The sequence below is a fragment of the Sneathiella sp. genome, from assembly GCF_036960985.1.
In the GTDB taxonomy this organism is placed as follows: Bacteria; Pseudomonadota; Alphaproteobacteria; order Sneathiellales; family Sneathiellaceae; genus Sneathiella.
Genome location: NZ_JBALWD010000046.1, coordinates 1 through 24702, shown reverse-complemented (window position 1 = coordinate 24702; position 24702 = coordinate 1). Strand labels below are relative to the sequence as shown.

Genomic DNA, 24702 nt, shown 5'->3' with positions numbered 1-24702 from the left:
GATAGGGGCTCGCATTCCGGGCGAAGAAGAAGCGAGCAATACAAGTTCCCCGTTGGGCTTGACCAGTCTCGCCCTCGCCTGCCGACACCTTGTTCCTGGCGCTTGGACCAGACAACCTGTCCTTCCGTCTTTCCTTCTTCTGCAAGTCTTCTGGCTTCATTATTTGTGCTTCCAATTGTCTCAAAAACCGACACATTAAAGAACGGAGGTAAGTTTAACCCACCGCCGACAGCCATCACGAAAAGAGAACAGCCGCCGCTGCCTTGGCACCGTCCAATAAGGGTCCTGGAAAGATCACAAAGAAAGCAACAAAGATCGCCGACAGTGTCATGATGACGGATAATGTCCGGCTCGTGGGCTCAAAGCCTTCTGCCTCGTCATCAAAATACATAATTTTGACAATGCGAAGATAATAAACAGCCCCAACAACTGACGTTACCAAACCAATAACAGCCAGCGGAATCAAACCAGCATTAATGGCAGCAACAAATATGTAAAATTTACCAAAGAAACCGGCAAGCGGTGGAACGCCGGCTAGACTGAACATGAATACTAACAGGAAGAATGCCATCCATGGTCGGCTTTTACTCAAACCAGCGAGTTCTGAAATATCCTCAACCATGCCATCTCGTTGGCGCATGGACAGAATACAGGCAAAAGTTCCGATATTCATTACCACGTAAATTGTCATGTAAATCAAAACGCCACGAACACCTTCTTCTGTACCCGCGGCCAGACCGACAAGGGCATAGCCAATATGGCCAATGGAAGAATAAGCCATCAGGCGTTTGATATTTTTCTGATTGATCGCCGCAAAAGCGCCTAGGATCATTGAAGCTATGGAGATAAAGACAATGATCTGCTGCCATTGATCAACAAGCTCACCAAATGGTGTAATGAAGACGCGAAGAAATAAGGCAATCGCAGCAACTTTAGGCGCTGCCGCAAAAAATGCCGTTACCGGAGTTGGAACACCTTCATAGACGTCTGGCGCCCACATGTGAAACGGAACAGCAGACACTTTAAACGCTAGCCCCGCGATCAAAAACACAAGGCCAATCAATAACCCAATTTCTGAATGAGCTTGACCGGTCGTGAATATTTCCGCCAGCAAATCGAAATTCGTTGTGCCTGTAAAGCCATAGATCAAGGACGCACCGTAAAGCAACATGCCCGAAGAAAGAGCACCAAGCACAAAATATTTCAAACCGGCTTCTGTCGAGCGCACACTGTCACGCCGGAAGGCCGCTGTCACATAGAGCGACAGGCTCATCAGTTCGATACCCAAGTAAAGCGACATCAGGTCGTTGGCTGATATCATTACCATCATACCCAACGTCGCGATAACGATCAGAATCGGAAATTCGAAGCGGTCCAGTTTTTCTCGTTTGTTGAAATCAAGTGACATGATGATGGCAAGTGCAGAAGCGCCAAGGCAAAGGGTCTTCATAAAGACACCGAAGGCGTCATCCCGATATAATCCGTTGAAGGTAACAAATGTCTCCCGTGCCTCATACTGGATCATGAGAGCAGCAACGATAAGAGAGGCAACTGCCAACCAAGAAACAAGTGTCGTGGAATTATTGCCGCGAAAGGCGCCAATCATCAATAATGTCATAGCGGCACAGGCTAGGAAAATTTCCGCAAGTGCGATTGAAAAATCAGGCATAACCATATCTTAGAACCTACCTACTTAGCCGCGTTTAGAATTGATTTAGTTGCATCCATCGCTGCATGGTGCTGGTCCATCAAATTGGTGACAGACGCATGCATAACATCGAGGAACGGTGTGGGATAAATCCCCATCCACAGAGCAATTATTATAAGTGGGGCGAATATCGCCATTTCTCGCTTACCCACATCCATAATGTTTTTCAGGTCATCCTTTACCAATTCGCCAAAAACAACCCGTCGATAAAGCCACAGACTATAGGCAGCCCCTAAAATCACCCCAATGGTGGCAAAAAAGGCAACAAAGGTACTGACTTGATACGCGCCGACGAGGATCAGAAATTCACCAACAAACCCGCTCGTTCCCGGCAACCCAATTGTCGCCATAGTGAAAACCATAAAGATCACGGCATAACGTGGCATGCGATGAACAAGTCCGCCATATCGAGCGATTTCTCTGGTATGGATACGATCATAGATTACGCCGACACACAGGAATAACGCACCGGATACAATTCCGTGGCTGAGCATTTGCAGAATTCCGCCTTCCAGGCCTTGCGACGTAAAAGTAAAAATACCGATGGTGATGAAACCCATATGTGCCACTGAAGAATAGGCAATCAACTTCTTCATGTCTTTTTGAACAAGGGCAACCAGTGACGTGTAAATAATTGCAACAACACTCAGACCGAAAACCAATGGAGCAAAATAATCCGACGCCGCCGGAAACATCGGAATCGAGAATCTTAAAAATCCATACCCGCCCATTTTAAGCAAGACGCCAGCCAGGATCACAGATCCGGCGGTCGGGGCTTGCACATGGGCATCTGGTAGCCAGGTATGAACCGGCCACATCGGAACTTTCACCGCGAAAGACGCAAAAAACGCGAGCCACAGCCAATATTGCAAGCTGACATCAAAATCAAACGCTAGTAATGTCGGGATATCGGTCGTACCGGCAATCAGATACATTGTGATCATTGCCGCCAACATCAGAACCGACCCTATCAGGGTGTAAAGGAAAAACTTGAAACTGGCATAGACCCGCTGTGCACCGCCCCAGATCCCGATAATCAGGAACATTGGGATGAGACCGGCTTCAAAGAATAAATAGAACAACACCATATCTAGGGCGCAGAAAACACCAATCATCAGCGTTTCCATAATCAAGAAGGCAATCATATATTCCCGGACACGGACTGTAATTGCTTCCCAACTCGCCAGAATACAAAGCGGCATCAAGAATGTGGTCAGGATAATAAACAGCATCGAGATACCATCAACACCCATATGATAATTGATGCCACCACCAAGCCAGTCGTCCTTTTCAACGAACTGGAAGGCTGCGGTGCTATTGTCAAAATTTATCCAGATAAACAAAGACACAATGAAAGTGAACAAAGTCGTCCAGATCGCCACCCAACGGGCATTGCGCGCGGAAGACTCTTCCTTCCCACTCGTAAGCAGGATCAGCAACACTCCGACAAGAGGCAGAAATGTCACCGTTGATAAGATTGGCCAATCAAGCATGACTTAGTGTCCACCCGCGAAGAAGAAATAAGATACGAACGCAGCCACGCCCAATAGCATGGCAAACGCATAATGATAAACGTAACCGCTTTGCAGCTGCGACGCACGTTGGGCTAATTGAACAACTCTTGCGGAAATTCCGTCCGGTCCGAGGCCATCAATTATTTTACCGTCACCAAAGGTCCAGAGAAAAGTTCCAATCCGTTTGGCCGGACGTACGAACAAGAAGTCATACAGCTCGTCGAAATACCATTTGTTGAGCAGGAATTGATACAAGGCTGAATGTGTTTTTGCCAACGTAACAGGGATATCGGTACGGCGAATGTACATTTGTACAGTTAGCAGCAAGCCACCAACAGCAAGGACAAGTGGGAGTAATACGACCCAGGTTGGGACATGATGCGCGTCAATCATTGACCGGCTATTTTCCAGAAGAAGAATTGAATCTCCCCAGAAATCTTTATAGTTTTCGCCTGTCATCGGTCCAACAAAAAGCATTCCGGCAAATACTGCGCCTAAAGCCAAGACGCCCAGAGGAATGAGCATCACGGGTGGGCTTTCGTGGATATGAGCCATTACTTCTTTTGACGCGCGAGGCTTGCCGTGGAATGTCATAAAGATCAGGCGCCCTGAATAAAATGCAGTTAGTGCGGCTGCAACGACGCCTGCCCAGAAGGCATACAATCCGGCCCCAGTTCCCGCAGCATAAGCACTCTCGATAATCAGATCTTTCGAATAGTAACCCGCAAAGAAGGGTATTCCTGCGAGGGCTAAGGATCCAATCCACATCATCGCGTAAGTAATTTTAATATGCGATGCCAAACCGCCCATCTTTCGCATATCCTGCTCATCACCAACGGCATGGATAACCGATCCAGAGCCTAAGAAGAGAAGTGCCTTGAAGAAAGCGTGTGTGAACAGATGAAAAATAGCAACCGGATAGGCGCCAATTCCGAGCGCAAAAAACATATAACCCAACTGCGAACAAGTTGAATAGGCAATCACCCGCTTAATATCGTTTTGCACCAACCCAATGGTGGCCGCAAAGAAGCAAGTGGTGCCACCCACTATGGTAACAACCATTAGTGCCGTTGGTGAATATTCAAAAATTGGTGAACAACGGGCAACCATAAAGACCCCTGCTGTCACCATAGTGGCCGCATGAATTAATGCCGAAACCGGCGTGGGTCCTTCCATGGCATCTGGAAGCCAGGTATGTAATCCGATTTGTGCAGATTTACCCATGGCACCGACGAACAGGAGAAGACAAATCGTCGTCAGGACATCAACTTGATAGCCAAGGAATTCGAAAGACTGGCCGACTTGATCTGGCGCGGCCGCAAAAACCACGTCGAAACTGACAGAGTCAAAGACAAGATAAATCGCCATAATTCCCAAGGCAAAACCAAAATCGCCCACCCGGTTGACAACAAAGGCCTTGATCGCGGCAGCGTTGGCAGATGGTTTTTTGTACCAGAAACCGATTAGGAGATAACTGGCCAATCCGACGCCTTCCCAACCAAAGTATAGCTGAACAAAATTATCAGATGTAACAAGCATCAGCATGGCAAAGGTGAATAATGACAGATAGGCCATAAAACGTTGCTTATGCGGATCATGGGCCATATAGCCAATGGAATAGACATGAACCACTGCCGAGACAGTATTAACCACCACCAGCATCACGGCCGTCAGGCTATCGATACGTAAAGCCCAAGAAGCATCGAAACTACCCGAAGATATCCACGTGAAGAGCTCGACCATCTCAGGTGACTGATTAAAGGCAACCTGATAAAGCGAGACCCAAGATAGGATGGCGCTAATAATTACTGCGCCAGAGGTGACTAACTGGCTCCCTCTATCGCCGATGAAGCGGCCAAACAGGCCAGCAATCAATGCAGCAAGTAGCGGTAAAAATACAAGGAGGACGTACATCATGATTTTTGCGTTAACCCTTCATGTGATGAATGTCCTCAACCGCGATAGTACCGCGGTTTCGGAAGTAAACGACAAGTATCGCCAGACCAATAGCCGCTTCGCCGGCGGCGACGGTCAGGACAAAGAGCGCAAATACCTGACCGACGAGATCACCCAGAAATGATGAAAAGGCGACAAGATTGATATTGACGGCCAGCAGCATAAGTTCAACGGACATCAAAATAACGATCACATTTTTTCTGTTTAGAAAAATGCCAAAAATACCCAATGTCAGCAAAATAGCCGATACTGTCAGGTAATGTGCGAGACCAATTTCCATCTGTTCCCCCTACACTCCCTGTCCTGGTTCAACTTTACGTACTTCCATGGATTCTTCACGGGTCCGGTATACTTGCGTTGCGATAACCTGTTTCTTGACACCTGGACGTTGCCGATGGGTCAATACGATGGCACCAATCATGGCAACCAACAGAATCATGCCAGCAATCTGGAATAAATAGGCATATTGGGTATAGATCACTTGTCCTAATTGTTCCGTATTCGTCACGCCTTCAACCATGGGGGCGCCTTGTTTCCCGACCACAATCGCATCCGGCGACAACACCCAACCACTGACCACAAGAATTAGTTCGATCAAAAGGATAATTCCAACAAGACCGCCAATAGGCAAATATTGCAAAAACCCTTGGCGAAGCTCGGCGAAATTAATATCGAGCATCATGACAACGAACAGAAATAATACCGCGACCGCGCCCACATAAACCACAATTAGGATCATCGCCAAGAATTCCGCTCCCAGCAAAACGAATAATGCTGCGGAATTAAAGAATGCCAAGATCAGGTAAAGAACCGAATGAACCGGGTTCTTAGCCGAAATAACCATAAACGCCGATGCGATGGTCATCGCCGCAAACAAGTAAAAAGAAATTGTCGCAATAATCATCGCGTCTTTCCTTCTACTAAGTTCAATTTCTGTGTCAGCATGGGTTTCACAATCAAAATTCCCAATTATCTATAAGGCGCATCGGCGACGAGGTTCTGAGCAATTTCTTGCTCCCACCGATCGCCGTTAGCAAGTAATTTAGCTTTGTCGTAAAATAGTTCTTCCCGAGTTTCCGTCGCAAACTCAAAATTTGGGCCCTGCACGATGGCATCAACCGGACAAGCTTCCTGACAAAATCCGCAGTAAATGCATTTCGTCATATCAATGTCATAACGGGTGGTCCTACGGCTACTATCATCACCGCGTGGTTCTGCCTCAATGGTTATGGCCAATGCCGGACAAGCTGCTTCACAAAGTTTACAAGCGATACACCGCTCTTCCCCATTGGGATAGCGCCGCAATACGTGTTCTCCCCGAAACCGCGGGCTCAATGGCCCTTTTTCATAAGGGTAATTGATCGTTGCTTTTGTCTTGAACATATAACGAAAAGTTGTCGCCAGACCGGTAACAATCTCCGTCAGCAGCAGACTTCGCGCTTGTTTATCAATGTAACCCATAGTGAAACAGCCTTTTACCTATTCCAATTCTTTTTCGTTACCTTAACGGCAACCATACTCTGCAACTTACTTTACTTAGGCCGGTAGCTTGTCGAAATATACCAAGAAACCCGCGGTCAACACGACCCACAACAAAGAGAAGGGCAAAAACACTTTCCAGCCCAACCGCATCAATTGATCATAACGATAGCGAGGCAACGTCGCCCGAACCCAAATAAACACAAACAGCAAAATAGCGATTTTAATACCGAACCAGACGATTCCCGGTATCCAGGTAAAAATCGCGATATCCGCCGGTGGGAGCCAACCTCCAAGAAACAAAATAGTGCAAATTGCACTCATCAAAATCATGTTGGCGTACTCCCCTAAGAAGAAGAGGGCAAACGCCATAGACGAATATTCAGTTTGATATCCGGCGACCAACTCAGCTTCGGCTTCCGGTAAATCAAACGGATGCCGGTTTGTTTCTGCTAAAATGGAGATGAAAAAGATGATAAACATCGGAAACAGCGGTACGAAATACCAGCTGAACATGCCTAAATCACCCTTTTGCGCCAAGACGATACCAGATAAATTCAAAGTACCGGCACATAGCAATACAGTGACAATCACGAAACCAATGGAAACTTCGTAGGACACCATCTGCGCCGCAGACCGAAGGGCCCCCAAGAATGGATATCGTGAATTCGACGCCCAACCCGCAACAATTATGCCGTAAACACCCAACGATGAAATCGCAAACAGATATAAGCCACCCACATTGATGTTTGCCAACACCATACCTTCGTCAAATGGAATAACCGCCCAAGCGATCAGACTTAAAATGAAAGTCACCATCGGTGCCAACAAGAAAAGAATTTTGTTTGCGCCGGAGGGAACAACCGTTTCCTTAAAGAAAAGCTTCGCTCCGTCAGCAAGCGGCTGTAATAAGCCGAACGGACCGACAACATTTGGTCCCTTGCGGAGTTGCATCACTGCCATGACTTTACGTTCGTACAGGGTCAAATATGCTACTGCGACTAGTAGCGGCACCACAATCAGCAGAATATAGCCAATAATGACCAAGGCCGGAAGCAGGTATATATCCCAAAATTCAGCCATTTGTACCAGTTCCCTCGACCTTTACCTGAGAAAAAGTGCCACTGCATTCCGCCATAATTTTGCTGGATCGTGAAATGACATTGGTCAGATAATAATCTGTGATTGGATTGACGAAAACTGTCTCCTCCAGTGAACCACCAGAACCACTTCCTTCCCAGGACGCGGACGCAATAGTATCAATGTCGGCAAGATGCGGTGCGGCTTCCACCATTTTCTCGCGCAACTCCTGCAGCGTGTTGTAGGGCAACGTTTTTCCAAGCCGTTCGGAAAGAGCCCGAAAAATTGTCCAGTCTTCTTTGGCATCACCCGGAGGGAAGATCGCGCGCCGACCTAGCTGAGGACGCCCTTCCGTATTGACCCATATGGCATCTTTTTCCGTGTAGGCAGCGCCCGGTAAAATCACATCTGCCGCCGCAGCACCAACATCTCCATGACTACCCAGATAAACAACGAAGCTGCTTCCAAGGTTTGACGCGTCAATTTCATCCGCACCTAAAAGAAAGAGAACATCCATAGATCCCGATAACATTGATGCGGTATCGTGGCCATTTTCACCTGGCACCAAGCCAAGATCCAGCCCAGCCACACGGCCAGCAGCCGTATGAAGAACGTTAAAGCCATTCCAGTCTTCGGTTACCAGACCAAATTCTGTGGAAATCTGTTGTGCAAGACCATGTAGCGCCGCGCCATCCGTCCGCGTCAGCGCGCCCTGCCCCATAATAATCATTGGCCGCTCGGCTTTTTTCAAAATGTCGGCAAAAGAATTTTTCCCATCGGCCACATCTTTCAAAGTTGTTGGACCGGCACCAAGATATTCATGATCATAGCCAAGATCCACTTGCTCGCCGATAAGGGCAATTGGGAAATTCCCCATTTTCCAGCGTTTGCGAATGCGGGCGTTGATAAGAGCAGCTTCATGGCGAGGGTTGCTCCCAACAATGAGCAGAGCGTCCGCTTCTTCAATTCCGGCAATGCCTGTATTGAAAAGATAATTACACCGTGATTCTACAGACAATGCGGCACCATCTTGCCGGCAATCCAAATTGGGAGACCCGAGTAAGTCCATCAAGTCTTTCACAGCTTTTTGGCTTTCGGCGCACACCATATCTCCAGTAATTGCACCAACTTTTGCGCCATCAACAGGCTCTAATTTTTCGACGATCGTATCAAAGGCTTCTGTCCAGCCAACCGCAACTAAATTTCCGTCTTTGCGAACATACGGTGTATCAAGCCGCTGAGATTTCAAACCATCATAGGAAAAACGCGACCTATCAGACAGCCATTCCTCATTCACATCTTCATGAAGCCGCGGTAAAACACGCATGACTTCTTGACCGCGGCTATCAATGCGAATATTCGCGCCGACCGCGTCCAGAACGTCGATACTTTCTGTTTTGCTGAGTTCCCAAGGCCGTGCAGTAAATGCATAAGGCTTAGATGTTAGGGCGCCAACAGGGCATAAATCAATGATATTACCGGACAATTCACTATCTAGTGCTTGCTCAAGATAGGTTGCAATTTCCATATTCTCGCCGCGATTTAAAGCACCAAGATCATCAACGCCTGCTACTTCTGTCGCGAAACGAACACAACGTGTGCAGTGAATGCAGCGGGTCATCGTCGTTTTGATCAATGGCCCCATATTTTTATCGGCAACGGCACGCTTCAGCTCGTCATACCGACTACTGCCGGAACCATACGCCATGGATTGATCCTGCAGATCACATTCCCCGCCCTGATCGCAAATAGGACAATCAAGAGGATGATTAATCAGGAGAAATTCCATAGCACCTTCACGGCCCTGCTTCACAATCTCTGTATTGGTATGGATAATCATGCCATCGGCTGCTGGCATCGCACAAGATGCAATCAATTTCGGTGCTTTTTCCATTTCAACCAGACACATCCGGCAATTTCCCGCGATGGATAGGCGTTCATGATAACAAAAACGCGGAATTTCGGCTCCGGCCTCTTCACAGGCCTGTAGAACCGTTGTCCCCGGATCGACCGTAACTTCTACACCATCTACTGTAAGTGTCGGCATTCTTCGCTCCCCGTGCGAGGCAACCCTTAGGCTGCCTTGTCGGCCTTCCGTGATTTAATTCGTTCTTCTATAACCGGTCGAAAATGACGCACCAGACCCTGTATCGGCCACGCAGCCGCATCCCCCAGAGCACAAATAGTATGTCCCTCAATCCGTTTTGACACATTGATCAGCATGTCAATTTCTTCAATTTCGGCCTCGCCTGACACCAAGCGTTGCATAACGCGCCACATCCAGCCTGTTCCCTCTCGACACGGGGTGCATTGGCCGCAACTTTCATGTTTATAGAAATGAGAAAGCCGCTCAATGGCGCGAATAACATCCGTAGACTTATCCATGACGATAACCGCGGCTGTTCCCAAACCACTTTGAACGTCTCGCAAACTGTCAAAATCCATGAGAACAGTATCGCAAATCTCTTTGGGCAAAAGCGGAACGGATGACCCGCCCGGTATAATCGCAAGCAAATTATCCCAGCCACCGCGGACACCGCCAGCATGTTTCTCAATCAGCTCTTTAAGCGGTATGCCCATTTCCTCTTCGACATTACAGGGGTTATTCACATGTCCTGAAATACAGAAAAGCTTTGTCCCCGTATTATTCGGTCGCCCAAGGCCAGAAAACCAGCCTTCACCGCGCCGAAGAATTTCTGGCGCGACGGCGATACTTTCCACGTTGTTGACCGTAGAGGGACATCCCCAAACACCTACATTGGCTGGAAAAGGAGGCTTCAGCCTTGGTTGACCCTTATTCCCTTCAAGACTTTCAATCAGCGCGGTTTCTTCACCACATATATACGCGCCGGCGCCTCGATGCAGGTAAATTTCAAAGTCATACCCGGATCCCGACGCATTCTTGCCGATTAGCCCATCGTCATAGGCTTCTTTAATGGCGACTTCCAGATTGATGGCTTCTTGGACAAATTCACCGCGGATATAAATGTAAGCGGCGATAGCGCGCATGGCAAATCCGGCAACCAAACATCCTTCGAGCAACCGATGCGGATCAAAGCGCATAATTTCGCGGTCTTTGCAGGTGCCGGGTTCAGATTCATCTGCATTCACCACAAGATAGCTTGGCCGGCCATCTGATTCTTTCGGCATAAAGGACCATTTAAGCCCTGTTGGAAAGCCTGCCCCCCCCCGGCCCCGCAAGCCGCTTTCTTTCATACCATCAATAATACCGTCATTTCCCATTTCAATGAGTGCTTTAGTATTATCCCAAATTCCGCGGCTTTTTGCTCCGGCTAACTTCCAATCGTGAATACCATAGAGGTTTGTGAAAATTCGATCTTGATCTTTCAGCATCACGCGCCCCCTGTTTTTTCAAGCAATGTGGTCACGCCACCCTCAGGTGCCGAATTAACACGGTCGATTTGCGGTCCTTTCTGAGGAACCTCGCCTTTTGCCAATGCATCCAGAACAGTTTCAAAATTTTCCGCATTGAGGTCTTCATAAAAATCATCATTGATCTGGACAACCGGCGCGTTCACGCAGGCGCCAAGACATTCGACTTCCAGAAGGCTGAAAAGACCGTCTTCCGTTGTTTCACCATTGCCTATTCCAAGCTTGTTCTTGCAAACTGCTTCAAGATCATCACTTCCGCGCAACCAACAAGGGGTCGTTCTACACAGCTGCAAGAAATGCTTCCCGACCGGCTTCAAATTATACATCGTGTAAAATGTCGCGACTTCCAGAACCCGCATATACGGTATACTTAAGAAGTTACCGACATATTCGAGGCACTCTTTGGAAAGCCAATTTTCGTTCTGTCGTTGAGCTAAGTCCAGAAGAGGCATAACCGCACTCTGTTGGCGACCTTCAGGATATCGAGCGATATACATATTCGCTTTTTCAGTATTCTCGGGCGTAAAATCAAACGCCTTGCCCGTTTCTATGATCTGACTCACCGATCCACCTCGCCAAAAACAATATCTAAACTGCCCAGAATAGCCGACGCATCTGCGAGCATATGACCCTTGGTCAAAAAATCCATTGCTTGAAGATGCGCAAAGCCTGGAGCTCGTATCTTGCACCGATAAGGTTTACTGGAACCATCTGACACCAGATACACGCCAAACTCACCTTTCGGTGCTTCCACAGCTGTATAAGTTTCGCCGGCAGGGACTTTCACACCTTCAGTATAATGCTTGAAATGGTTTATCAATGCTTCCATTGATGTTTTCATTTCAGATCTACGCGGTGGCGCAATTTTTGGATCCTCAGACAACACAGGTCCATTCGGCATTTGATCGAGGCACTGCGTCATAATTTTCAAGGATTGCTGCATCTCTTCAAGCCGCATCAGATATCGATCGTAACAATCACCATTCAAGCCGACGGGGATATCAAAATCCATTTTTCCGTAGACATCATAAGGCTCTGCTTTCCGCAAATCCCAGGCAAGACCAGTAGATCTCAACATAACGCCCGAGAATCCCCAAGCCATTGCATCTTCCTGATTTACGACCCCAATATCAACATTCCGCTGTTTGAAAATTCGGTTATCAGTAAGAAGCGCCTCGACGTCATCAAGAACTGACGGCAAATGGCCGATGAAGGTACGAATATCTCTTTCGAGTTCCGGCGTAATATCCTGATGTACGCCGCCAATACGAAAATATGCCGCATGCATTCGGGCGCCACTGGCGCGCTCGTAAAACTCCATCAGGGTCTCACGCTCAACAAACGCCCACAACATAGGGGTTGTCGCGCCAACATCCATGGCCTGAGCACATACGTTCATGATATGATTAAGGATCCGGGAAATCTCACAAAAAAGAACGCGAATATATTGAGCCCGCTCCGGAACTTCACAGCCGAGTAATTTTTCAGCGGCCAGCACAAAGGCATGTTCCTGGCTCATGGCCGCCACATAATCTAGCCGATCAAAATACGGCATTGCCTGCATATAAGTTTTATGCTCGATCAGTTTTTCCGTACCACGATGAAGTAATCCTATGTGTGGATCGATCCGCTCAACAATCTCTCCGTCAAGTTCCATCACCATGCGCAAAACACCGTGGGCGGCGGGATGCTGTGGGCCAAAATTCAATGTATAGTTTTTAATCTGGACTTCAGCCATTAGCTTTGTCCCTCCGCTTTTTCGTCACCGGGCAGGATATATTCTGTTCCCTCCCAAGGGCTCTCGAAATCAAAATTGCGGAACTCTTGCGTCAAATTTACAGGTTCATATTTGACGCGCTTCTCGTCTTCGCTATAGCGCACTTCGACGTATCCGGTTAGTGGGAAGTCTTTACGTAGAGGATGCCCTTCAAAACCGTAGTCTGTCAGCATTCGACGTAAATCAGGGTGGCCCGCAAACATTATGCCGTACATATCCCATGCTTCACGCTCAAACCAGTTTGCTGCCGGAAAAATAGGAACAACGGAAGGGACCGGTGTCCGTTCGTCTGTCTGTGTTTTGACAATAATCCGTTGATTATGCTTCAAGCTGAGAAGATTATAAACGACATCAAATCTTTTTTCGCGGCCGGGATAATCAACTCCACAAACGTCGCAAAGAATCTGGAATTTACAATTTGAATCATTTCGCAGGAACATTAGAACGTCATCAATAGATTCCGCCCGAACGTCAACCGTAAGCTCATTCAACGCAACATTAGTCGACAGAACAACCGTTGAGAGTTCTGCAGTGATATGCTCGCCCAGCTCTTTAAGCGCTTCATCCATTTTACTGACTACCCTCTCCCTAGCGCAAAAACGTGCCGGTGCGGCGGATTTTTTTCTGCAACTGAAAAACGCCATAAATGAGCGCCTCAGCTGTTGGTGGACATCCAGGAACATAGATGTCCACAGGGACGATTCGATCGCATCCACGGACAACTGAATAGGAATAGTGATAATAGCCGCCACCGTTAGCGCAAGAGCCCATGGAGATCACATAGCGAGGCTCCGCCATCTGGTCATAAACCTTACGTAAAGCAGGGGCCATTTTATTGGTGAGCGTTCCCGCAACAATCATAACATCGGATTGACGGGGTGATCCCCGAGGGACAACACCTAAGCGCTCCATATCATAACGGGGCTGCCATGCATGCATCATCTCAACGGCGCAACAAGCCAAGCCGAAGGTCATGGGCCACAACGAACCCGTACGCGCCCAATTGACCAGCTTATCGACATTCGTAACGACGAACCCTTTGTCGTCCAGTTCTTCACCAAGACCCCGGAAAAAGTCATCTTGATTTCCGTCAGCGGCAATTACCTCGACGGGCTGCTCCGGACTTACTCCCATTCCAGGGCTCCCTTTTTCCATTCATAGACAAAGCCGATGGTCAGTATACCTAGGAACACCATCATCGACCAAAACCCGTACAGTCCAACTTCCCCAAGTGAAATAGACCAAGGAAAGAGGAAGGCCACTTCAAGATCGAAAATGATAAAAAGAATTGCGACCAGATAAAATCGGACGTCGAACTGGTTACGTGCATCGTCAAAAGGTTCAAAACCGCATTCATACGGTGATAGCTTTTCAGCATCTGGATGCTGTGCCGCGACGATAATCGAGGCGATAACAATCACCGCCGACAGGCCGACCGCCAATCCCAAGAAAATCAGGATGGGTAAATATTCTACGAGTAAGGCTTCCATAATACCGACGCTTGCCGAATTTCAAAAAAATAACGAATAGTTGAAATTTAGCATTCCCTCCTACTTTGTATAGAACGCATTATAGTGTCGGTTTATAAGGAAGAAAACCTATTTAGCAACAAAATTCCGCCATAATTTCAATAACGGTTCTCATGGCGCTATCTCTAGCGGCCTGAAGCTTTGCAGCAGGTATTTAAGCAGGAAAATGGCGGGAGTGACGGGACTCGAACCCGCGGCCTCCGGCGTGACAGGCCGGCGCTCTAACCAACTGAGCTACACCCCCGCTGTGAGGCCGTGTTTTATTGGACGCACCCTGCCCTGTCAAGCAACATAAACAGTTTTCGGCAATTAAATTTATTAGGCTGGAAACTTACGGTCATATTCAAATTTTTACATGGAATCCTGTTCTCAAGAATCTTTTATGTGTACGTTCGATTTTTACGAAAAAAACAGGCAATAAGCACCGCTTGGACTAGTCAATTTCCGACAAGATCAAAAATTCAATTTCTGAAGTAAGTGTCAGTACAAACGTGACAGCTTAGACGGTACTGTTCTTTTGCTGTCCTCATCATGTCCAATTGCTTTGATTTACACCCAGATTTCGAATAATCGAGAATCAAAATGTACCAGAAGCTGGCCTGTTTTTGAAATACGATAACAGAAAACGGAAGGAAAATAGCGCTTTAGTCTGCTTTGTTCATTTCGGCCAACATCTGGCCCTGATCATAAATATAAAGGAATTTGAACATGCAACTTAAAGATAAAACCATCCTGATTACAGGAGCAACGTCGGGGATTGGCTTAGCCTCTGCCCGCCTTTTCGCTCGACAAGGTGCTACTTTGATACTCGGTGCCAGACGCAAAACTGAGCTGGATGCGATTTGTGAAAGCATCAACTGCACCGGCGGACAGGCTATCTCTTTATCGGGTGATGTCAGAGATGAAGAATATGGCAAAAACCTAGTCAATATCGCTATAAATAAGTTTGGAAAATTAGATGGGGCCTTCAACAACGCTGGAATTTTAGGTGACCTAGACCCTATCACCGAATTACCCCGAGCCAGTTGGGAAACAGTTATTGAAACGAATCTAACGGCCGCTTTTTTAGGGGCAAAGCATCAAATTCCCGCGCTACTGAAACAAACCAACTCCACACTGATATTCACCTCCAGCTTCGTAGGCTATAGCACTGGAATCACTGGGATGGCAGCATATGCTGCCAGTAAAGCCGGCCTCATAGGGCTAACTCAAACTTTAGCCGCTGAATACGGAGCAGAGGGATTACGGGTTAACGCTCTCCTGCCAGGCGGTACGGAGACACCAATGGGAGACGCAGTCATGACGACACCGGAAATAAAAGCTTATTTCGACGGTCTTCACTCGCTCAGGCGTCAGGCAAAGCCCGAAGAAATTGCCCATTCAGCCTTATACTTAGCATCGGATGCTTCTAGCTTCGTAACTGGTACAGCACATCTGGCAGATGGTGGTATTTCTATATTTAGAGCTTAAATATTCAGGGGAGGCAGCCAAGCGGTTAGGCGAAAAAAAATCCCGTAACCGGGAATTTGGATCTGAAAATGGTGGGTGATGAGAGATTCGAACTCCCGACCCTCTCGGTGTAAACGAGATGCTCTAACCAGCTGAGCTAATCACCCGTATTTCAGTGGAGCCCGTGTATATCAATGTCCACCGGCAAAGGGAAGATAAAAACGAAGCCAGATTCATTTTTTTGAACCTGGCTTCGAAAAATTATAAAAACGTCCGAGATTATTTGTTCACGGAGTCTTTCAATGCTTTACCAGCCTTGAATTTTGGCTGTTTGGAAGCCTTGATTTGGATAGTTTCGCCAGTACGTGGATTACGGCCTTCTGAAGCCTTACGATCAGCAACGCTGAACGTTCCAAAACCTACAAGACGAACTTCATCGCCACCGCTCAATGCATTTGATACAGCTTCGAGAACTGCATCGACACTTTTACCTGCTTCGGATTTCCCCAGACCTGAAATGTCAGCTACTGCGGCAACGAGATCGTTCTTATTCACTATAAGCCCCCTTTAATTTAGACTTGCACATATCTTTTCAGAAGTTTCGTTTAAGACCTTCGAAGTCTAGATTGTCAGCGGCTTCCGGTCAAAGGGAAAAATGAAGATATCCCCAACTTTTCTGCGGGTTTGAGCTAGTTTTCCCTAAATTTTAGTGAGTTGTCACGCCATCTTCTACTTTTTGTGAAGATGAGGCCCCAGAAAGTTCTTTTGCAAGCTCTTCTTCCGTCCAGTTCAAGGCAATGAGTGGCTTGGTTAAGGCGATTTTCAACACCTCTGTAACCTCGGAAACTGGAATAATTTCCATGCCTGATGTCACATTATCCGGAATCTCAGCCAGATCCTTTTCATTTTCTTTCGGAATAAGGACAGTGGTGATTCCACCTCGCAATGCGGCCAATAGCTTTTCCTTTAGGCCACCAATCGGAAGAACCCGGCCGCGCAAAGTAACTTCACCTGTCATTGCGACATCTTTTCGCACAGGAATATCCGTCAAAACCGAAATGATGGATGTAACCATAGCAACGCCGGCCGACGGCCCGTCTTTTGGCGTGGCACCTTCGGGAACATGTATATGAATATCATGCTTATCAAATTCGGAGGGTTTTACTCCCATTTCCAAACAGCGGGAATGAACATAGCTACGGGCCGCTTGCACTGATTCTTGCATAACGTCGCCAAGTTTACCGGTAATTTTCATCCGGCCTTTGCCATAAAGTTTTACAGCTTCAATCGTTAGCAATTCACCACCAACTTCAGTCCAGGCTAATCCCGTTGTCAAACCAATTTGATCTTCTTCTTCAACTTCTCCGAAGCGATGACGCCTTACGCCAGAGTAATCTTCCAAGTTATCAGATGAAATCGAAATGGATTTAACGCCATCTGTAATAATTTCCTTTACAGATTTACGCGCTAATTTTGCAATTTCACGCTCAAGACTACGGACACCAGCTTCACGGCAATAATAACGGATCAAGTCACGAATGGCCTCATCTGTTACTGACCATTCCTCTTTCTTTAATCCATGAGCTTTCATTTGCTTGGCAACCAAATGCCGTTTCGCAATCTCAACTTTTTCATCTTCTGTGTAACCTGACAGATGAATGATTTCCATACGATCCCGCAGCGGACCCGGCATGTTTAATGAGTTCGCCGTGCAAATAAACATTACTTCTGAAAGGTCATATTCAACTTCCAGATAATGGTCTGCGAAGGTCGTGTTCTGCTCGGGATCAAGGACTTCCAGCAACGCGGAAGAAGGGTCGCCGCGGAAATCATTTCCGAGCTTGTCTATTTCGTCGAACAGGAATAACGGATTAATAGACTTTGCCTTTTTCATCGACTGAACGACTTTACCGGGCATCGATCCAATATAAGTCCGGCGATGCCCTCTAATTTCAGCTTCATCACGTACGCCACCAAGCGCAACACGCACAAAATTCCTACCTGTTGCCCGCGCAACGGACTGGCCGAGGGAGGTTTTACCAACGCCAGGAGGGCCGACAAGACACAATATGGAACCGCGAATTTTCTTCATTCGCTGCTGGACGGCAAGATACTCGAGAATCCGTTCTTTTACCTTTTCAAGACCATAATGATCGTCATTCAAAATTTTCTCAGCGAGAACGAGGTCTTTTTTGATCCGTGTCCGCTTATTCCAAGGCAGGCTCAAAATCCATTCAAGGTAATTCCGGACGACGGTTGCTTCTGCAGACATGGGGCTCATGTTCCGGAGTTTTTTCATCTCCTGATTGCATTTTTCAAGCGCCTCTTTCGACAATTTTGTTTCAGCAATCTTTTCTTCAAGCTCGCCTAGTTCATCCTTGCCATCTTCTCCCTCACCGAGTTCTTTTTGAATGGCTTTCATCTGCTCATTCAAATAGTACTCACGTTGAGTTTTTTCCATTTGCCGCTTAACCCGGCTCCGGATTTTCTTTTCAACTTGTAGAACGCCGATTTCGTCTTCCATAAGCGCGTAAACACGCTCCAACCGATCCGTTGCCGTTTCAATTTCGAGCAACTCTTGTTTCTCAGAAATTTTAAGCGCCATATGCGACGCCATTGTATCGGCGAGTTTGGAAGGTTCATCAATTTGATTCAGCGAAACAAGAACTTCAGGCGGTACTTTCCGGTTTAATTTCACATACTGCTCAAACTGGGCGATTACGGATCTCGCCAGTGCTTCCAATTCCGGAGTTTCTGTTTCCGCTTCTTCAATGACCTCTGCATGAGCTTGAAAAAAATCGGGATTATCAACGAACTCTTCGATTTTCGCCCGCTCGCTACCTTCAACAAGAACCTTAACAGTGCCATCTGGGAGTTTTAAAAGCTGCAGAACTGAGGCAATTGTACCCACACGATGAATATCATCTTCACCTGGATCATCCTGCCCGGCATCCTTTTGCGCGACCAAAAGAATTTGTTTGTCATCCTTCATGACATCTTCCAGTGCCCGTACGGATTTGTCTCTGCCGACAAACAACGGAACGATCATATGTGGAAAAACCACAATATCCCGAAGGGGAAGAACTGGAAAAACTTGGGTACGAGGTGTGTCAATCATGTATAAGCCTTTTTGGACCACCTAACTACTCACGCCTAACTTAAGCGGGAAGAGTGCAGATCCTGACATAGTAAAATATTTGCGGGTGGTCGATGGCCACCCTTTCATATTAGAATTAAGCGCTGCTTGTCGCGTCTTGACGATCAGAGTAGATATGGAGAGGCTGACTACCGCCGTCAACCACCTCACCATTTATTACTATCTCTTCTACGCCCTCAAGAGCTGGTAGATCATACATGGAGTCCAAAAGTATGCCTTCCATTATAGATCGCAGGCCCCGAGCACCTGTTTTACGCAGAATTGCTTTTTTAGCAATGGCAGATAAAGCATCCTCCGTGAATGTCAGGCCAATTTCTTCCATATCAAATAACCGTTGATACTGTTTAACCAATGCATTTTTCGGAGATGTAAGGATTTCAATGAGCGCATCTTCGTCTAGATCTTCCAATGTCGCGACAACTGGAAGTCGTCCAACAAATTCCGGGATAAGACCGAACTTCAGCAAATCTTCAGGCTCTACGTCTTTCAGCAACTCTCCGATCTTGCGATCCTCCTCCGCCCGCACATCAGCGCCAAATCCAATTGACGTATCTTTGCCGCGTGAGGCTATGATTTTATCAAGACCGGCAAACGCACCACCACAGATAAAGAGAATATTTGTTGTATCGACTTGCAAGAACTCCTGTTGAGGGTGCTTCCGTCCACCTTGAGGCGGAACAGACGCAACCGTTCCTTCCATTATTTTCAACAGTGCTTGCTGCACACCTTCGCCAGAGACATCTCGCGTTATAGAAGGGTTGTCAGATTTCCGGCTGATCTTATCGACTTCATCAATATAAACAATACCGCGCTGTGCGCGTTCAACATTGTAATCAGCAGATTGCAACAGTTTCAGAATGATATTTTCGACATCTTCACCGACGTAACCCGCCTCAGTCAGAGTAGTCGCATCTGCCATTGTAAAGGGGACGTCAAGAATACGCGCCAATGTTTGCGCCAAAAGTGTCTTTCCGCAACCGGTTGGGCCGACCAGCAGTATATTTGATTTTGCCAATTCCACATCGTCGGATTTAGTACTGTGGTGCAGTCTTTTATAGTGATTATGAACAGCGACGGATAAAACCCGTTTCGCATGATACTGTCCAATAACATAATCATCCAGAACGCCACAAATTTCCATCGGTGTTGGTACACCGTCATTTGTTTTAACTAGAGTACTTTTATGCTCTTCTCGAATAATATCCATGCAGAGTTCAACGCACTCATCACAGATGAATACAGTTGGACCCGCAATCAGCTTCCTAACTTCGTGCTGGCTCTTGCCGCAGAAGGAGCAATACAGGGTATTTTTCGAATCTCCGCCACTCAATTTGGTCATAAATACTCCAATATTCCGTTCGACTTTGCATCTTAGCGATCGAGACAACGGCCGACAACAAGAATGTTATCCAAATTGCCCATAATTCGCGCAAGTCGATATTATTTGCCTTGAGAATGTAAAATAGCAATATGGACTCAACTTTTCGTTAACATGACGCATTTTCCGCGCCGGTTACGAACACTCTTTACAAAAAACCCATGAAATACTGCTCAACTGACGCTTACTTATCGTCTGGATCCAAATCTGACGGGCGCTTATCAACGACATGATCAACAAGACCAAAATCTTTTGCCTCGTCCGCCGTCATGAAGTTGTCGCGTTCCATTGAGGCTTCGATGACCTTCAAGCTCTTACCGGTGTGTCGCGCATATATATCGTTTAGACGGGACCGGACCTTTATAATTTCCGCTGCCTGAATTTGGATATCTGTGGCCTGCCCCTGTGCGCCGCCAGAAGGCTGATGAACCATTACCCGCGCATTAGGCAAGGCATACCGATGACCAGCCGAACCGGCGGCCAGCAGGAAAGAGCCCATGGACGCGGCCTGCCCAACACAGACTGTTGCAATATCAGGCTTTACATATTGCATTGTATCGTAGATTGCCAATCCGGACGTCACGACACCGCCTGGTGAATTGATGTACATGGAAATTGGTTTATTTGGATTTTCAGCTTCCAGGAACAATAGCTGCGCTGTAATCAATCCGGCCATGCCGTCCTGAACTTGTCCAGTCACAAAGATAATGCGTTCTTTCAGAAGACGGGAGAAAATATCGTAGGACCGTTCCCCGCGCGCAGTCTGTTCCACAACCATCGGTACCAGATTGTTCATATAGGTGTCGATTACATCAACCATTCTTAGTTTTCCTCATACAAAAGCGTTTGGTGTCTGTCAGCATATATGATCCTATACTGCAACTTCAAACCCGCAAATCAGGATTTAGTCTTTTTTCTTGGGCGCGGACTTCTTCGCCGCAGGTTTTTTCGCTGCAGGCTTTTTAGGAGCGGCTTTCTTTTCTGCCGTTTTTTTAGCAGGAGCCTTTTTTGCCGCCGCTTTTTTCTTCGGTTTTTCTGTCACGTTGTCGTCTGGATCTTTCATTAGATCATCTACACTGACAGTTTTTTCCGTAACCGTTGCAAGTTCAGCAATAAAATCGACAACTTTATCTTCAAAGATTGGTGCTCGCAGCTGAGCCTGCATTTCAGGTCGTTCCTGGAACATCTTGAAGATTTGCTGCTCCTGCCCTGGATAAGCCCGGGCTTGCGTCAGCATCGCCTGATTTACTTCGTCCTGAGAAACTTCAATATTATTGATCCGACCGACTTCCGCCAGCAAGAGGCCCAAACGGACCCGGCGGTCTGCTATATCGCCATATTCCGCGCGAAGTTCTTCTTCAGACTGATCTTGATCTTCCAACTTCTGGTCTGTCTGTTCCAATTCTTTGACGAACTGTTCCCAAATACTGTTGAATTCGCCTTCCTTCATTCCAGGAGGAACTTCAAAATGATGCTCTTCAGCCAGGGCATCCAGCATACTGCGCTTCATTGATTGACGAGACATCTGTGTATACTCGTCTGTTATCCGACCACGGACAGCTTCTTTCAAGGCGTCGAGGTTTTCCAGTCCGAGCTTAGCGGCAAAATCATCGTCGATCTTGACGGGCGCTGCTTCTTGGATTTCATGAACCTTGACATCAAAGACCGCATCTTTTCCCGCAAGTTCCGTTGAGCCGTAATTTTCCGGGAAAGTGACTTTGACCGCCATTTCATCACCGGGTTTGGTTCCAATCAGCTGCTCTTCAAAACCGGGGATAAATGTGTTGGAACCCAGTTCCAACTGATGGCCCTCTGCAGCACCGCCATCAAACGGCACGTCATCTACCTTGCCAAGAAAATCAATTAATAAAGTATCGCCGGATTTTGATTTACGACTACCACTAATCTTCTCGAAGGATTTTTGCTGGCCTGCAATCTGCTCCAAGGCTTCAGCAACCTTGTCTTCTTCGACATCGGCGATCAGCTTTTCCAGCTTTAATTTCGTAAAATCCATTGGTTCGATGTCTGGCATAATCTCGACTTCGATCGTAAATTCCAGATTCTCGCCTTCATCGAATTTAGTGATTTCGATTTTTGGCTGTTGAGCTGGCCGCAAATCGTTGTCATCAAGCGCCTTCTGGCTTGTCTCATTAACCGTCTGCTCAAGAACCTCACCCATAACAGATTTGCCAAATCGCTGGCGCAGAATGCCCATTGGTACTTTACCGGGGCGAAATCCTGGAAGCTTGATATCGGCACCAACTGTTGTCAGTCTGTCTGTCACTCTTGTTTCGATTTCAGCCGCGTCAACGATAACTGTAAAATCGCGCTTCAATCCGTCAGAGTTTGTTTGAGTAATTTGCATGAACGATTGCCCGTCAATTGTAGTAATTCAGTAAGTACATCCCGACGGATACCATTCGCCGAAATGCCATGGCCATCAAGCCATCATTTAAAATTGGTGCGGGTGGAGGGAATCGAACCCCCACTTCATAAGAAACTGGTACCTAAAACCAGCGCGTCTACCAATTCCGCCACACCCGCAATCTCCGTTGCCAACCGTAAAAAAAGGCGGTCTAGTCGACATGGAGCGGCTGTCTATAGCATATGACTTCTCGATATGCATAGGGGAATTACCAATAAAAATGAAGAAAAGTGGAGATGGTGGAAATAGTACGGCGAATTCAGTTACAAAGACTGTCGAATTTGGCCTAAGACTCACTAGCCCATAGTGTCCGAAACCCAAAAGGATCTGAGTTCAAACGAGATTGAGTGGCCGTTTTATTAATGGGCGAGATTGAAGTCGCGAGCGAATATAGCGAGTGCGAGGACGTGCGGCCCAGCATGCTCTTGATACCCGGTCCGAAGAACCGTCTTCTCATAATGAACATGGGGAATTCCCTGATCATCGTCTTCAACACGCAGGACTTTTGCTTGCTCTTGCAAGCTCAGCATCAAATGGCGGTAAAATACATCGCCTGATACAACTGTGTCCCGTAGACTTTCTTTTTTAAAGAACATTTTTCACCTGAGTAATAAATTCTATATTCCTAGTTGTTCCCGTTTTAACGCCAATTCGTAAAAAAACTGTTGAAAAGTAAGTCACATTTTAGGCAATTTGCAGCAATTCATAGAGGTCTGATAAAACAGCCGGAATTTCTTGTTCAATATCTTCAGCGATGAGTCCGGGGCCGAAACGCATTCCGGCTTCACCATGTATCCACGCTGCTGCTGCCGCTGCGTTGAAAGTTGACATATTAGCAGACACTAACCCGGCTATGATTCCGGCAAGTGCATCACCGGATCCCGCCGTCGCAAGAAAGGCTGGCGCGTTATAATTAATGATCGCCTGGCCCTGCGGTGAGGCAATGATGGTATCAGCACCCTTTAACAAGATTACCGCATTTGATTGATCTGCGGCCTGACGCGCTCTTTCCAGTTTGGATCCTTCAAAGGAAAAAAGTCGGGCGAATTCAGCTTCATGAGGGGTCAGAATACATTTTCCGTTGTCTTTGCTTCTTATCAAATCAAAAAGCGTTTCAGGTTTGTCCTTAAAGATTGTCAAAGCATCCGCATCCAAAATTACATTTGCATTGCTCTTTAACGAAGCGCGTACCAACTCTTCCGTACGATCGGAAAGTCCGCAGCCAGGCCCAATCAATATTGTGCCAATACGTTTATCCTCAATCCAATCAGCGAAGCTTTTAGCGTCATAACAAGCACGCACCATTACCGCTTCCAGCGCCGCCGCATAAGTCGTCAAAGCCGACGGTGGGCAAATCAGTGTCGTTGCCCCTGCCCCTGCCCGCAAACTACACCGCGATGCAATTCGTGCCGCTCCGGTTGATGAAATCCCGCCGCCAACAACCACCGCGTGCCCTCGGCTGTATTTATGATCTGAGGGTTGAATAATCTGTAAGTTATTTTTCCAGATTTCCGGTGAGTTGCTGAAAGTATCTGGAGATATTACTTCCAGATAATCCTCCCTGATCCCGATATCGATCACTTCAAGCTGTCCGCAATATGCGCGTGCCGGATACAAGAAGTGACCGGGTTTTGCACGGTAAAAAGTTACAGTCATCGCTGCGAGCAGTGCACCAGCATCCACCGTTCCCGTATTGCCATTCACGCCGCTTGGTACATCAACTGCAACAACTGGAATTTTTGCGGTCCGAATAGTTGAAAACAAAGACACAATATCCGGGGCTAGCGCCCTGGAAAACCCGGCCCCAAAAACCGCATCCACGACAAGGTCAATTTTCAATGGATCTGCCTTGGCAAT

Annotated in this window: 22 protein-coding genes, 3 tRNA genes and 1 pseudogene; 1 reads left to right on the top strand and 25 read right to left on the bottom strand. The window is 47.1% G+C overall.

Translation table 11 applies throughout. From position 1 onward, the window contains the following. The 16 genes and pseudogenes from V7723_RS18395 to V7723_RS18320 form a co-directional block, all read right to left on the bottom strand. Positions 1–236 (bottom strand): biotin--[acetyl-CoA-carboxylase] ligase (locus tag V7723_RS18395; protein WP_443024258.1); only part of this gene is annotated, 236 nt, incomplete at its 3' end. Beyond that, positions 236–1669, bottom strand: a complete 1434-nt coding sequence (gene nuoN, locus V7723_RS18390; RefSeq protein WP_335685957.1) for an NADH-quinone oxidoreductase subunit NuoN — start codon at positions 1667–1669, stop codon at positions 236–238. The genes V7723_RS18395 and nuoN, both read right to left, overlap by 1 nt. A gap of 20 nt (positions 1670–1689) precedes the next feature. Further along, positions 1690–3201, bottom strand: a complete 1512-nt coding sequence (locus V7723_RS18385) for an NADH-quinone oxidoreductase subunit M (RefSeq protein WP_335685956.1) — start codon at positions 3199–3201, stop codon at positions 1690–1692. A gap of 3 nt (positions 3202–3204) precedes the next feature. Beyond that, positions 3205–5136, bottom strand: coding sequence for an NADH-quinone oxidoreductase subunit L (nuoL, locus tag V7723_RS18380; protein ID WP_443024259.1), 1932 nt, complete (start codon positions 5134–5136; stop codon positions 3205–3207). A 13-nt stretch (positions 5137–5149) separates the two neighbouring features. Continuing rightward, positions 5150–5458 (bottom strand): NADH-quinone oxidoreductase subunit NuoK, encoded by a 309-nt coding sequence (gene nuoK / locus V7723_RS18375; RefSeq protein WP_335685954.1) that lies wholly within the window; start codon positions 5456–5458, stop codon positions 5150–5152. A gap of 9 nt (positions 5459–5467) precedes the next feature. Further along, positions 5468–6082, bottom strand: a complete 615-nt coding sequence (locus V7723_RS18370) for an NADH-quinone oxidoreductase subunit J (protein WP_335685953.1) — start codon at positions 6080–6082, stop codon at positions 5468–5470. 65 nt (positions 6083–6147) lie between these two features. Then, a complete protein-coding gene (nuoI, locus tag V7723_RS18365; RefSeq protein WP_335685952.1) occupies positions 6148–6639 on the bottom strand; it encodes an NADH-quinone oxidoreductase subunit NuoI in 492 nt (163 codons plus the stop codon). Between the two features lie 75 nt (positions 6640–6714). Then, positions 6715–7740, bottom strand: coding sequence for an NADH-quinone oxidoreductase subunit NuoH (gene nuoH, locus V7723_RS18360; RefSeq protein ID WP_335685951.1), 1026 nt, complete (start codon positions 7738–7740; stop codon positions 6715–6717). Beyond that, positions 7733–9784, bottom strand: coding sequence for an NADH-quinone oxidoreductase subunit NuoG (gene nuoG / locus V7723_RS18355; RefSeq protein ID WP_335685950.1), 2052 nt, complete (start codon positions 9782–9784; stop codon positions 7733–7735). Before nuoG ends, nuoH begins: the two co-directional genes overlap by 8 nt. A gap of 26 nt (positions 9785–9810) precedes the next feature. After that, on the bottom strand, positions 9811–11091 hold the full coding sequence (nuoF, locus tag V7723_RS18350; protein WP_335685949.1) for an NADH-quinone oxidoreductase subunit NuoF: 1281 nt from the start codon (positions 11089–11091) through the stop codon (positions 9811–9813). Next, the gene (nuoE, locus tag V7723_RS18345; RefSeq protein WP_335685948.1) at positions 11091–11693 is read right to left on the bottom strand and encodes an NADH-quinone oxidoreductase subunit NuoE; all 603 of its coding nucleotides are present in this window, start codon (positions 11691–11693) and stop codon (positions 11091–11093) included. Before nuoE ends, nuoF begins: the two co-directional genes overlap by 1 nt. Then, positions 11690–12868, bottom strand: coding sequence for an NADH-quinone oxidoreductase subunit D (locus tag V7723_RS18340; protein WP_335685947.1), 1179 nt, complete (start codon positions 12866–12868; stop codon positions 11690–11692). Before V7723_RS18340 ends, nuoE begins: the two co-directional genes overlap by 4 nt. Beyond that, entirely contained in the window at positions 12868–13476 is a 609-nt protein-coding gene (locus tag V7723_RS18335) for an NADH-quinone oxidoreductase subunit C (protein ID WP_335685946.1), read from the bottom strand. Before V7723_RS18335 ends, V7723_RS18340 begins: the two co-directional genes overlap by 1 nt. A gap of 19 nt (positions 13477–13495) precedes the next feature. Continuing rightward, positions 13496–13954: pseudogene (locus tag V7723_RS18330) on the bottom strand (NuoB/complex I 20 kDa subunit family protein); the annotation flags it as partial. A 77-nt stretch (positions 13955–14031) separates the two neighbouring features. Beyond that, the gene (locus V7723_RS18325; RefSeq protein WP_335685944.1) at positions 14032–14397 is read right to left on the bottom strand and encodes an NADH-quinone oxidoreductase subunit A; all 366 of its coding nucleotides are present in this window, start codon (positions 14395–14397) and stop codon (positions 14032–14034) included. A gap of 206 nt (positions 14398–14603) precedes the next feature. Continuing rightward, positions 14604–14680, bottom strand: a tRNA-Asp gene (locus V7723_RS18320). A gap of 464 nt (positions 14681–15144) precedes the next feature. Between V7723_RS18320 and V7723_RS18315 the strand changes: the two genes are divergently transcribed. Then, positions 15145–15906: an SDR family oxidoreductase gene (locus tag V7723_RS18315; protein ID WP_335685943.1), complete on the top strand. Its 762-nt coding sequence runs from the start codon at positions 15145–15147 to the stop codon at positions 15904–15906. Positions 15907–15975: 69 nt separating this feature from the next. On the opposite strand, the gene V7723_RS18310 is transcribed toward V7723_RS18315, so the two are convergent. The 9 genes from V7723_RS18310 to V7723_RS18270 all read right to left on the bottom strand — a co-directional run. Next, positions 15976–16052, bottom strand: a tRNA-Val gene (locus tag V7723_RS18310). Between the two features lie 112 nt (positions 16053–16164). Further along, entirely contained in the window at positions 16165–16440 is a 276-nt protein-coding gene (locus V7723_RS18305; protein ID WP_251932402.1) for an HU family DNA-binding protein, read from the bottom strand. 151 nt (positions 16441–16591) lie between these two features. Further along, positions 16592–19003, bottom strand: coding sequence for an endopeptidase La (gene lon / locus V7723_RS18300; RefSeq protein ID WP_335685942.1), 2412 nt, complete (start codon positions 19001–19003; stop codon positions 16592–16594). Positions 19004–19118: 115 nt separating this feature from the next. Beyond that, on the bottom strand, positions 19119–20381 hold the full coding sequence (gene clpX / locus V7723_RS18295; protein ID WP_335685941.1) for an ATP-dependent Clp protease ATP-binding subunit ClpX: 1263 nt from the start codon (positions 20379–20381) through the stop codon (positions 19119–19121). Positions 20382–20604: 223 nt separating this feature from the next. Beyond that, entirely contained in the window at positions 20605–21240 is a 636-nt protein-coding gene (clpP, locus tag V7723_RS18290) for an ATP-dependent Clp endopeptidase proteolytic subunit ClpP (RefSeq protein ID WP_335685940.1), read from the bottom strand. A gap of 84 nt (positions 21241–21324) precedes the next feature. After that, positions 21325–22785: a trigger factor gene (tig, locus tag V7723_RS18285; protein WP_335685939.1), complete on the bottom strand. Its 1461-nt coding sequence runs from the start codon at positions 22783–22785 to the stop codon at positions 21325–21327. A gap of 94 nt (positions 22786–22879) precedes the next feature. Next, a tRNA-Leu gene (locus tag V7723_RS18280) sits at positions 22880–22964 on the bottom strand. Between the two features lie 240 nt (positions 22965–23204). After that, the gene (locus V7723_RS18275; RefSeq protein ID WP_251932406.1) at positions 23205–23441 is read right to left on the bottom strand and encodes a hypothetical protein; all 237 of its coding nucleotides are present in this window, start codon (positions 23439–23441) and stop codon (positions 23205–23207) included. Positions 23442–23529: 88 nt separating this feature from the next. After that, positions 23530–24702: NAD(P)H-hydrate dehydratase (locus V7723_RS18270; protein ID WP_335685938.1), on the bottom strand; the 1173-nt coding region annotated here is incomplete at its 5' end.

Excerpts from the sequence above, each read along its gene's own strand:
- nuoN (WP_335685957.1), bottom strand. The coding sequence starts at position 1,669 with ATGCCTGATTTTTCAATCGCACTTGCGGAAATTTTCCTAGCCTGTGCC.
- V7723_RS18385 (WP_335685956.1), bottom strand. The coding sequence starts at position 3,201 with ATGCTTGATTGGCCAATCTTATCAACGGTGACATTTCTGCCTCTTGTC.
- nuoL (WP_443024259.1), bottom strand. The coding sequence starts at position 5,136 with ATGTACGTCCTCCTTGTATTTTTACCGCTACTTGCTGCATTGATTGCT.
- nuoK (WP_335685954.1), bottom strand. The coding sequence starts at position 5,458 with ATGGAAATTGGTCTCGCACATTACCTGACAGTATCGGCTATTTTGCTG.
- V7723_RS18370 (WP_335685953.1), bottom strand. The coding sequence starts at position 6,082 with ATGATTATTGCGACAATTTCTTTTTACTTGTTTGCGGCGATGACCATC.
- nuoI (WP_335685952.1), bottom strand. The coding sequence starts at position 6,639 with ATGGGTTACATTGATAAACAAGCGCGAAGTCTGCTGCTGACGGAGATT.
- nuoH (WP_335685951.1), bottom strand. The coding sequence starts at position 7,740 with ATGGCTGAATTTTGGGATATATACCTGCTTCCGGCCTTGGTCATTATT.
- nuoG (WP_335685950.1), bottom strand. The coding sequence starts at position 9,784 with ATGCCGACACTTACAGTAGATGGTGTAGAAGTTACGGTCGATCCGGGG.
- nuoF (WP_335685949.1), bottom strand. The coding sequence starts at position 11,091 with ATGCTGAAAGATCAAGATCGAATTTTCACAAACCTCTATGGTATTCAC.
- V7723_RS18340 (WP_335685947.1), bottom strand. The coding sequence starts at position 12,868 with ATGGCTGAAGTCCAGATTAAAAACTATACATTGAATTTTGGCCCACAG.
- V7723_RS18335 (WP_335685946.1), bottom strand. The coding sequence starts at position 13,476 with ATGGATGAAGCGCTTAAAGAGCTGGGCGAGCATATCACTGCAGAACTC.
- V7723_RS18325 (WP_335685944.1), bottom strand. The coding sequence starts at position 14,397 with ATGGAAGCCTTACTCGTAGAATATTTACCCATCCTGATTTTCTTGGGA.
- V7723_RS18315 (WP_335685943.1), top strand. The coding sequence starts at position 15,145 with ATGCAACTTAAAGATAAAACCATCCTGATTACAGGAGCAACGTCGGGG.
- lon (WP_335685942.1), bottom strand. The coding sequence starts at position 19,003 with ATGATTGACACACCTCGTACCCAAGTTTTTCCAGTTCTTCCCCTTCGG.
- clpX (WP_335685941.1), bottom strand. The coding sequence starts at position 20,381 with ATGACCAAATTGAGTGGCGGAGATTCGAAAAATACCCTGTATTGCTCC.
- clpP (WP_335685940.1), bottom strand. The coding sequence starts at position 21,240 with ATGGTTGATGTAATCGACACCTATATGAACAATCTGGTACCGATGGTT.
- tig (WP_335685939.1), bottom strand. The coding sequence starts at position 22,785 with ATGCAAATTACTCAAACAAACTCTGACGGATTGAAGCGCGATTTTACA.
- V7723_RS18275 (WP_251932406.1), bottom strand. The coding sequence starts at position 23,441 with ATGTTCTTTAAAAAAGAAAGTCTACGGGACACAGTTGTATCAGGCGAT.